At 69.8% G+C, this 7,075-nt stretch carries 5 protein-coding genes and 1 pseudogene; 3 read left to right on the top strand and 3 right to left on the bottom strand.

The annotated features are described in order from the left end of the window. Positions 1–381 (top strand): annotated as a pseudogene (locus tag JHN63_RS32975) (hypothetical protein); the annotation flags it as partial. 146 nt (positions 382–527) lie between these two features. Here JHN63_RS32975 and JHN63_RS32970 read toward each other — a convergent pair. Next, a complete protein-coding gene (locus JHN63_RS32970) occupies positions 528–944 on the bottom strand; it encodes a cobalamin B12-binding domain-containing protein (RefSeq protein ID WP_200687615.1) in 417 nt (138 codons plus the stop codon). A gap of 386 nt (positions 945–1,330) precedes the next feature. Here JHN63_RS32970 and JHN63_RS32965 point away from each other — a divergent pair, with 386 nt between their 5' ends. Continuing rightward, positions 1,331–2,194 carry a triacylglycerol lipase gene (locus JHN63_RS32965; RefSeq protein WP_200687613.1) on the top strand — a complete coding sequence of 288 codons (864 nt, stop codon included), beginning with the start codon at positions 1,331–1,333 and terminating at the stop codon, positions 2,192–2,194. A 30-nt stretch (positions 2,195–2,224) separates the two neighbouring features. On the opposite strand, the gene JHN63_RS32960 is transcribed toward JHN63_RS32965, so the two are convergent. Further along, positions 2,225–2,428, bottom strand: coding sequence for a hypothetical protein (locus JHN63_RS32960; RefSeq protein ID WP_200687611.1), 204 nt, complete (start codon positions 2,426–2,428; stop codon positions 2,225–2,227). Positions 2,429–2,784: 356 nt separating this feature from the next. Between JHN63_RS32960 and JHN63_RS32955 the strand changes: the two genes are divergently transcribed. Then, on the top strand, positions 2,785–4,329 hold the full coding sequence (locus tag JHN63_RS32955; RefSeq protein WP_200687608.1) for a M23 family metallopeptidase: 1,545 nt from the start codon (positions 2,785–2,787) through the stop codon (positions 4,327–4,329). A gap of 12 nt (positions 4,330–4,341) precedes the next feature. Here JHN63_RS32955 and pcrA read toward each other — a convergent pair whose 3' ends face one another. Then, on the bottom strand, positions 4,342–6,843 hold the full coding sequence (gene pcrA / locus JHN63_RS32950) for a DNA helicase PcrA (protein ID WP_200687605.1): 2,502 nt from the start codon (positions 6,841–6,843) through the stop codon (positions 4,342–4,344). Positions 6,844–7,075 lie beyond the last annotated feature (232 nt).

The raw sequence follows: 7,075 nt of genomic DNA, 5'->3' as shown, positions 1-7,075 counted from the left end.
AGCACGCTGGGCGGGGGCGAACGGGCCGAGTGGGTGGGCGGGTTCATCGCGGCGCAGGGGTTGTCCGAGGCGTTTCAGCTGCTCGGGGTGTGTGCGGTGCCGTGGGCTGCGCCGCTGGGGCGGGCTGTGGTGGACGCGCTCAACATCGCGCGGGACGCGGGGAGTTATCCATGGAGTTTCAGTGGGGTGATGGGGCTGGCCGAGCGGTGTCTCGATCCGGGCGAGGCGGGGCGGCTCGACGGGTTGCTGGCGGTGCCGGACGAGTCGGAGGATGCGGCGCCGGGGGCGGGGGGGTATTGGGCGGAGGCGTTTCAGCGGCTCGTGACGACGTTGCGGTTGCGCGCGGCGATGTCGGAGGAGTTGGAGTTGCCGTTGCCGTAGAAGCCGTGGGAGTTGGAGGCGCCGTAGAAGCTTGGGGGCTGTGCCCCCAAACCCCCCTTCGGCCTGAACGGCCTCGTCCTCAAACGCCGGACGGGCTGGCTGATGCCGGCCTGCACCAAAAAACGAAGCCCCTCTCGCCGAAGGGTCTATGCGCCCGCCGGCTGCCGCACGTTCGCCCGTACCCAGTCCACGATCGCCTGCGTCGTCGCCCCGGGCGTGAAGATCTCCGCGACGCCCTTCTCCTTGAGAGGGGTGATGTCCGCCTCGGGGATGATGCCGCCGCCGAAGACCAGGATGTCCGCGGCCTCGCGCTGTTCGAGGAGGTCGATCACCGCGGCGAAGAGGGTGTTGTGGGCGCCGGAGAGGATGGAGAGGCCGATCGCGTCGGCGTCCTCCTGGATCGCGGTGTCGACGATCTGCTCGGGGGTCTGGTGGAGGCCGGTGTAGATGACCTCCATACCGGCGTCGCGCAGCGCCCGCGCGATCACCTTGGCCCCGCGATCATGGCCGTCGAGCCCCGGCTTGGCCACCACCACGCGGATCGGACCGGCTGCCACACCCATCACTGCCTCCATGAAGCGACTGCGTTCATCCCTACCCACGGGTACCGCGGCACCCGCGTCAGTGCGGGAAGTGAACGAACGTTATCTCCAGCATCCCGCAACCGGCAGTTTCGCGGCGGATACCGAGGGGGAAATCACACGATGGGACACGTTCACCGCGCAGCGTTCCAGCGGGAACAAGCGCACCGGGAGCCGCAACGAGGTCGCCGTACCACCGCGCCGCAGGCCGCGCCGCGCGGTGGTACGGCGCATCGGCAGACGCACGAAGGGCACGCGGGGCTCACCCCGCGCACCTCTCGCGCACCGTCGATGGTCCTCGTGGTGGCCTCCCACGAGGGCACACGGGGGACGGAGCTGTCGTTCCGTGTGCCGACAGGAGGTCGACCATGAAGGTCTCCGGGGCACTGCCCTTTCTCCCCCTCTGTCAGCGACTCCTGCCCAGCAGGCTGGCCGGCCTCTCGATGACCTTCCTGAAAGCGACCGCCCTGGAGATCGTGATCCTCGCGGGCCACCTTCTCCTCTATCCCTCCGGCATGGCCCAGGAACGCCGGGCGCCGCTGCCCGAGATGCCCTCGCCCGAGGACGCGACACAGCTGCCGACCGAGGCGAAGCCCCCGGTGGTGCTGCTGCACGGGTTCATCGACAACCGCTCGGTCTTCGTGCTGCTGCGCCGCTCGCTGGCCCAGCACGGGCACCGGCAGGTCGAGTCGCTCAACTACTCCCCGCTGACCTGCGACATCCGCACCGCGGCCGAGCTGCTGGGCCGGCACATCGAGGAGATCTGCGAGCGCACGGGCAGCAGGGAGGTCGACATCGTCGGGCACAGTCTCGGCGGGCTGATCGCGCGGTACTACGTGCAGCGGCTCGGCGGCGACCTGCGGGTCCGCACACTCGTGACGCTCGGCACCCCGCACTCCGGTACGGCCGTGGTCCCGCTGGCCAGCGCCCACCCGATCGTCCGCCAGATGCGCCCGGGCTCCCCGGTGATCGAGGAACTGACCCGCCCCGCCCCCGGCTGCCGTACACACTTCGTCAGCTTCTGGAGCGACCTCGACAACCTGATGGACCCGCTGGAGACGGCCCGCATCGACCACCCCGACCTGCTCGCGGAGAACGTACAGGTCAGCGGCATCGGCCACCTCGCCCTGCCGGTCCACCCCACCATCGCGACCGGCATCCGCCAGGCCCTCGACACCCCACGGACGGAAACCCCGGCGGCGACCCACACGGGCGGCCTGACGGTGGCCTGACCGGCGTCGCGCTTCCGCGGTGCGCGACTCCTACTGGTAGCAGGGAGTCCCGCACCGGATGCTGACGGTGCCGGCGCCCCCGACCGAGAACACCGTCGCGCTCTGCGTCGGCGCGGGCCGGTGCGCCCGGCTGATGTCCCACGGCGCGGGCGCGGCCGATGCCGCCGGACTCACGATGCCGACGGTCGCCACGGCCAGCACGACCGCGATCCCCGCACGTTTCCACGCCCTCATCACGCTCTCCCTACGTCGGATGCCGTCGGATGCCCGTCGACCACCGCCAGTCAACGCGCGCCGCCTCCACCGCGGGAAGCATTTCCATGCCCTTCGAAGCGTGCCCTCGAAGCGTCTGCACAGCGCGCGGACAGCGACCGCACACCCCCCGACCTCGAACGTTATTCGAACGCAAGGCCAAACCCGTGCCCGCCGTCCCCCGAAACACGGCCGAATGCCCGTTTCCGGCGAGCGTGAAACCTGAGGAAGATTGTCGCGCCCGCATACCGCCGGGTACAGTCGCCGCACTGCTCTGGCAGCCCCTGTTGTCGAGGCGAATAGAGAAGTTGGTGAACGATCGTCACCCGTCGGGGACCATGACCACCCCGGCTCCGGCTTCCGATGCCACCTCGGCGCACTACGCGTCGTACGGCGGGCAGGATGCCCAGTTCGGTGACTTCACCACGTACGGCGACCACACCGCCACGGGTTTTCACCCGGGCGCGGACGGCGGCCAGGCCACCGCGAGCTTCGCCACCGACCCCCTCTTCGGCGACATGCCGGGCAACGGCCACAGTCACGACACCGGGTCGCACACCACCGGCGGCTACGACTCCTCGGCCTGGTCCACAGGTGCCCAACACACCCTGAACTACGACCCGTACGCGGCCCAGCACCACGCCGCCTACGACACGGGCGCCTACGAGACCACCGCCTGGTCCGCCGACTACCAGCAGCTCTCCGCCATCCCGCCGCAGACCGGCGCCCCCGACATCAGCGGGCAGTGGGACGCGAACACCTGGCTCCAGCCTGACCAGTCGGCCCACTCCGCCGCCCCTGCCGCCGACCAGACCCAGCACTGGGAATGGGGCACGCAGGCCTTCGACACCGGCGCCTACGACGCCACGCAGTGGAACGCCGACGGGAGCCCCGCCGACGCGACGACCACCTTCGAGCAGGCGTCGCACGAAGAGACGTACAGCGAGACATACGACGAGACGTACGACGACGCGTACGACGAAGTCGCCCCAGAAGACGGCGAGTTGACGGCGACCGGCGAGCTGCCCGCCCTCGACGAGGCCGAGCCGGAGCAGGACGGGTCCCAGCCCTACCCCGAACTCCTCGACGACCAGGAGGAGTTCACCCCGGCCCCGGCGACCGCCTCGCGCGCCGCGTCCCGGGGCGGGAGCCGTTCCCGGCGCCGTACGCCCCCGAAGCGCTCCGCGCTGATGACCATCGCCGTACCGTCCGCGTGTGTGATGGGGGTCGCCGGTATCGCCGCCGCGTCCGTCGGCACGCTGACCGGGAGCAGTGACTCGACGGCGTCCGCCTCCGACGCGACCACGGTGAAACCGTCCGTCGCGAACAACAAGCTGGACGCCCAGATCAAGAGCCTGTCGGCCGGTGCCGACGACTTCGCCGACCGGGCCAGCCGTACGCAGGAACGTATCGACCTCAAGGCCCAGCAGGAAGCCGAGAAGAAGAAGGCGGCGGCCGAGGCGGCCCGCAAGGAGCGGCTGCGCCCCAAGTACGCGCTGCCGGTGACGCAGCGGGGCCTCAGCGCCTACTTCGGACAGGCCGGCGTCAACTGGATGTCCGTGCACACCGGCATCGACTTCCCCGTCTCGTACGGCACGACGGTGATGGCCGCGACCGACGGCGTCGTCAGCACGAAGTGGAACAGCGCCTACGGCAACATGCTGATCCTCACCGAGAAGGACGGCACGGAGACGTGGTACTGCCACCTCTCCAGCTACCGCGTCGCCCCGGGGACGACGGTGAAGGCCGGCGACCCGATCGCGTACTCCGGGAACTCCGGCAACTCCACCGGTCCGCACCTGCACTTCGAGGTACGGCCGGCGGGCGGGGCGGCGATCGACCCGCTCCCGTGGCTTCGCAGCCACGGGCTCGACCCGACGTAACTCCCCTTCTTCCTACAGCTTTTCCACCGGCGCGTACCGCAGCAGCAGGCGCTTCGGCTTGGGCTCCCCGAAGTCGACCGTCGCCTCCGCGTTCGCCCCCGTGCCGCTCACGCCGACCACCGTGCCGAGCCCGAACTGGTCGTGCGTGACCCGGTCGCCGACCGCCAGCGCCACGACCGGCTTCTCCGACGTACGGCGGGTGGCGAAGCCCGACGCGCCCGAGGCCGACGAGCGCGAGCGGGTCGACGACAGCGAGGCCGCGATGCCCGAGGCCGGGCCCGTCGACGGCGGAGCCGCCATCGCGCCGGTCCGCTTCCACTCCACGTGCGCCGCCGGGATCTCCTCCAGGAAGCGGGAGGGCGGGTTGTACGACGGCTGCCCCCAGGCACTGCGCAGTGACGAGCGGGTGAGGTACAGGCGTTCCCGCGCGCGCGTGATGCCCACGTACGCGAGGCGCCGCTCCTCCTCCAGCTCCTTGGCCTGGCCGAGGGCGCGCATGTGCGGGAAGACGCCGTCCTCCATGCCGGTGAGGAAGACCACCGGGAACTCGAGTCCCTTGGCGGTGTGGAGAGTCATCAGCGTGATGACTCCGGAGCCGTCCTCGTCCTCGTCGGGGATCTGGTCGGAGTCGGCGACCAGCGCCACCCGCTCCAGGAAAGCGGCGAGCCCGACCGGAGTCTCGCTCTCGCCCTCCCCTGAACTGTTCTCCTGTTCGAACTCCAGGGCCACGGCGGCGAGTTCCTGGAGGTTCTCGATCCGGGTCTCGTCCTGCGGGTCGGTGGAGGCCTGCAACTCCGCGAGGTAGCCGGTGCGTTCGAGGATCGCCTCCAGGACCGTCGCCGGGCCCGCGCCGGAGTCGACGATCGTACGGAGGTCCTCCATCAGCGTGTTGAACTTCTTGACCGCGTTCGTCGACCGCGCGGCCATGCCGTACGCCTCGTCGACGCGCCGCAACGCCTGCGGGAAGCTGATCTTCTCGCGCTGCGAGAGGGCGTCGATCATCGCCTCGGCGCGCTCGCCGATGCCGCGCTTGGGGACGTTGAGGATGCGGCGCAGCGGCACCGAGTCCTCCGGGTTGGCCAGCACGCGCAGGTAGGCCAGGACGTCCCGGACCTCCTTGCGCTCGTAGAAGCGCACCCCGCCGACGACCTTGTACGGCAGGCCGACGCGGATGAAGATCTCCTCGAAGACGCGGGACTGGGCGTTCGTCCGGTAGAAGACGGCGACATCGCCGGCCTTCGCGTCGCCCGCGTCGGTGAGACGGTCTATCTCCTCGGCGACGAACTGCGCCTCGTCGTGCTCGGTGTCGGCGACATAGCCGGTGATCTGCGCACCCGCGCCCGCGTTGGTCCACAGGTTCTTGGGGCGGCGGGACTCGTTGCGCTCGATGACCGCGTTGGCGGCGGAGAGGATCGTCTGGGTGGAGCGGTAGTTCTGCTCAAGGAGGATCGTCGTCGCGTTCGGGTAGTCCTCCTCGAACTGGAGGATGTTGCGGATCGTCGCGCCCCGGAAGGCGTAGATCGACTGGTCGGCGTCACCCACGACGCACAACTCGGCGGGCGGCAGGTCGTGTTCGGCGGGTGGTACGTCCTCGTCGTGCGCGCCGGTACCGACCAGCTCGCGCACCAGCGCGTACTGCGCGTGGTTGGTGTCCTGGTACTCGTCGACCATGACGTGCCGGAAGCGGCGGCGGTAGTGCTCGGCGACGTCCGGGAAGGCGCGCAGCAGGTTGACCGTCGTCATGATCAGGTCGTCGAAGTCGAGGGCGTTGGCCTCGCGCAGCCGCGACTGGTACATCGCGTAGGCCTGGGCGACGGTCTTCTCGAAACCGTCGGCCGCCCGGGCGGCGAAGTCCTCCTCGTCGATCAGCTCGTTCTTCAGGTTGCTGATCTTGGCGCTGAAGGACTTCGGCGGGAACTTCTTGGGGTCGAGGTCCAGGTCGCGGCAGACCAGGGCCATGAGGCGCTTGGAGTCGGCGGCGTCGTAGATCGAGAAGGAGGACGTGAAGCCGAGCTTCTTGGACTCGCGGCGCAGGATGCGCACGCACGCGCTGTGGAAGGTCATCACCCACATCGCGTTGGCGCGCGGGCCGACGAGTTGCTCGACGCGCTCCTTCATCTCGCCCGCGGCCTTGTTGGTGAAGGTGATCGCGAGGATCTGGCCGGGGTGCACATGGCGCTCGCCGAGGAGGTAGGCGATGCGGTGGGTGAGGACGCGGGTCTTGCCGGAGCCGGCGCCGGCCACGATGAGCAGCGGGGTGTCGGAGTGGACGACGGCCGCGCGCTGGTTCTCGTTCAGCCCTTCCAGGAGTGCGGCCGGGTCCACCGCGGGGCGTGGGGCGCCGTCCCGGTAGTAGGCGTCCCTGCTCGCGGGCACGTCGAACCCGCCCGCGAACAGGTCGTCCGGAGCCTGCTCCGGTCCGTACTCGTCGTCGGGCGGTGGCGGGGGTTCTTCGTCATGGCCCCGAGGGGGCTGGAGGTCCGCCAGGAAGCTGTCGTCAAAGAGGCTGCTCATCGCTCTCCGAGTTTAGGGCGCCCCACTGACAACCGGCCGCCACCCCGAGAACTCGGGGAAATTCACGGTCGAGAACCGGTCGATCACGATCGGCGACGGCCAGGCGGACACATGACCGACGTCACGGAAACGTACCGGGCATATCGACCATCGACCTTCACACAAGCCACACATATTGGTTAGCGTTCGATCAGGCTCCGCGGCTACGCCGTCAAGCTCCACGGCCCCCACC

Source organism: Streptomyces sp. MBT65 (genome assembly GCF_016612545.1).
Lineage (GTDB): Bacteria > Actinomycetota > Actinomycetes > Streptomycetales > Streptomycetaceae > Streptomyces.
The sequence above is the reverse complement of the archived record's forward strand: the minus strand, read 5'-3'. Positions and strand labels throughout refer to the sequence as shown.

Bases quoted from the DNA above. Each gene is read 5' to 3' on its own strand.
- JHN63_RS32970 (WP_200687615.1), bottom strand. From the start codon at position 944: ATGGGTGTGGCAGCCGGTCCGATCCGCGTGGTGGTGGCCAAGCCGGGG.
- JHN63_RS32965 (WP_200687613.1), top strand. From the start codon at position 1,331: ATGAAGGTCTCCGGGGCACTGCCCTTTCTCCCCCTCTGTCAGCGACTC.
- JHN63_RS32960 (WP_200687611.1), bottom strand. From the start codon at position 2,428: ATGAGGGCGTGGAAACGTGCGGGGATCGCGGTCGTGCTGGCCGTGGCG.
- JHN63_RS32955 (WP_200687608.1), top strand. From the start codon at position 2,785: ATGACCACCCCGGCTCCGGCTTCCGATGCCACCTCGGCGCACTACGCG.
- pcrA (WP_200687605.1), bottom strand. From the start codon at position 6,843: ATGAGCAGCCTCTTTGACGACAGCTTCCTGGCGGACCTCCAGCCCCCT.